This is a genomic window from Allobosea sp. (genome assembly GCF_048595345.1).
GTDB lineage: Bacteria > Pseudomonadota > Alphaproteobacteria > Rhizobiales > Beijerinckiaceae > Allobosea.
Genome location: NZ_JBMDWH010000085.1, coordinates 1 through 2245 on the forward strand (window position 1 = coordinate 1; position 2245 = coordinate 2245).

Annotated in this window: 1 protein-coding gene; it reads right to left on the reverse strand. The window is 66.8% G+C overall.

Annotated elements, in window-relative coordinates:
- Nucleotides 1-330: 330 nt before the first annotated feature.
- On the reverse strand, nt 331-2245 hold a 1915-nt coding region (mbhE, locus tag ACOJTB_RS09315), incomplete at its 5' end, for a hydrogen gas-evolving membrane-bound hydrogenase subunit E (protein WP_420102249.1).

Here is a 2245-nt window from a genome sequence, read left to right on the forward strand (position 1 = left end):
GGCATCTCCCCCACAAAGGGGGAGATTGGATGGCGCACCGTTTAGCCCATCTCCGATGTGGCCGATGAAGTGAGGCACGCGCCGCAACCGATCTCCCCCCTTGTGGGGGAGATGGCCGGCAGGCCAGAGGGGGGTAGCAACGGGCACGAACGGTCACGAACCGACCCTGTCCTCGCGGATGCAAGGGTAGCTGAAAGCAGGCAGAGATCGGGACTATCGTTCGCTCCACCCCCTCATCCGACCCTTCGGGCCACCTTCTCCCCGCTGGGGAGAAGGGAAGAGCGGCATCGGCGTGGACACTCAGCGGGGGGTAGCAACGGGCACGAACGATCACGAACCGACCCTCCCCTTGCGGATGCGGATCAGGGAGAGGATCGCCAGCCCCGTGACCATGACGACGGCGATTTCGCCGAGCGTATCGGTGCCGCGGAAATCGACGATGATGACGTTCACCACATTGGCGCCGTGGGCGATCGTCTTGGAATAGAGGTTGAAGAAATCGGTGAGCGCGCTGTCGAAGCGCCCCTGCGTGACCCGCTGCAAATAGAGCGCGAAGCCGAAACCGCAGGCGATGGCGATCACGGCATCGGGGATCTTTTCGCGCAGCGGGCGATGGTCGCGCGGCGTCAGCTTCAGCCGCGTCATGGCGAGCGCCAGGATGACGACGGAAAGCGTCTCGATCATGAATTGCGTGAAGGCGAGGTCCGGCGCGCCGAACAGCAGGAAGAGCATCGCGACGCAGAAGCCCTGGATGCCGAGCGCCACGATGGCCGTCAGCCGGTTGCTGGCCATCAGCACGGCGACGATGCCAAGCGCGGCGAGCGCCATGACCGCCAGTTCGTGGAACGGCATGTCGGCAGGCCAGACCGGCGCGCGCGGCCATTCTCCGTAGAGTGCCGGCGGCACCAGGAGCGCCAGCGCGACCACGACGAAGGTGGCCGTCATGTAGATTTCCATGAGCCCGGGCTGGGTCAGGCGCGTGACCCGCGTCGAGACGCGCACGAGGCCGCGCATCGCCTGGTCGAAGCCCCTGTCCGGGCCCCAGCCGATATCCTCGATCAGCCGGTCGGCCGCCGCGCGGGCCGCATCCAGCTTCAGGAAGACGAAGACGCCGATGGCGACGGTCAGCAGCGAGAGATAGAGCGCGATGCCCATATGCGGCACGGCCGAAATCGTGATGGTCTGCGGCGTGCCCGCTATGGCCGAGGCGAGCGGGGAGGTCAGCAGCATATGAGCCAGGCCCGAGAAGACGCCGATGGCGAGCCCCTTCACCGCCAGCAGCAGCGGCCCGATCCAGAGCAGCGCCGGGCCTTCATGCGCCCGTTTCGGTGTCGCGACGGCCGTGCCGAGGAACGGTTTCAGCGCAACCGCGAAGGCGACGGCGAACATCAGCGCATTGCCGAGGACGGCGGCTGTCGTGAAGGCGATGGCGCGCGCATTGCCGCCGGCCAGTGCGGCGTAGATCTCCTCCTTGGCGAGAAAGCCGAAGAAGGGCGGCAACCCGCCCATGGAGAGCGCGGCGAGAAGGGCGGCGAGGAAGGTTATGGGCATGGCTCGGCGCAGGCCGCCGAGCTTCGTGACGTCGCGCGTGCCGGTCTCGTGATCGATAAGGCCGGCCACCATGAAGAGCGCACCCTTGAACAGCGAATGGGCGACGAGATAGAGCGCCGCCGCCGCAATCGCGTGTTCCGATCCGAAGCCGGTCAGCATCACCAGCAGGCCGAGCGAGGCGACCGTCGTATAGGCGAGCATCAGCTTCAGGTCCGTCTGGCGGATGGCGAGCACGGCCCCCACCAAAAGCGTGAGGCCGCCGATGGCCGGCAGGATCGTCTCCCAGGCGGGCGTTGCGCCCATCACCGGAGTGAGCCGCATCAGGAGGTAGACGCCGGCCTTCACCATGGTCGCGGAATGCAGGTAGGCCGAGACGGGCGTGGGCGCCTCCATCGCGTTGGGCAGCCAGAAATGAAACGGAAACTGCGCCGACTTAGTAAAGGCGCCGCCCAGCATGAGAAACAGGATCGCCAGATAGAACGGGCTTGCCCGCACCTCCGGGCCGAAGGACATGAGCAGCGAGAACTGCGTGACGTCGGTCACGTCCCACAGGAGCAGCAGGCCCGCCAGCAGGAACAGCCCGCCCCCGCCCGTGACGATCAGCGCCTGCAGCGCCGCGCGGCGCGAGGCTTCCCGCGCATGGTCGAAACCGATCAGCAGGAAGGAGGTGATCGAGGTCAGCTCCCAGAAGACG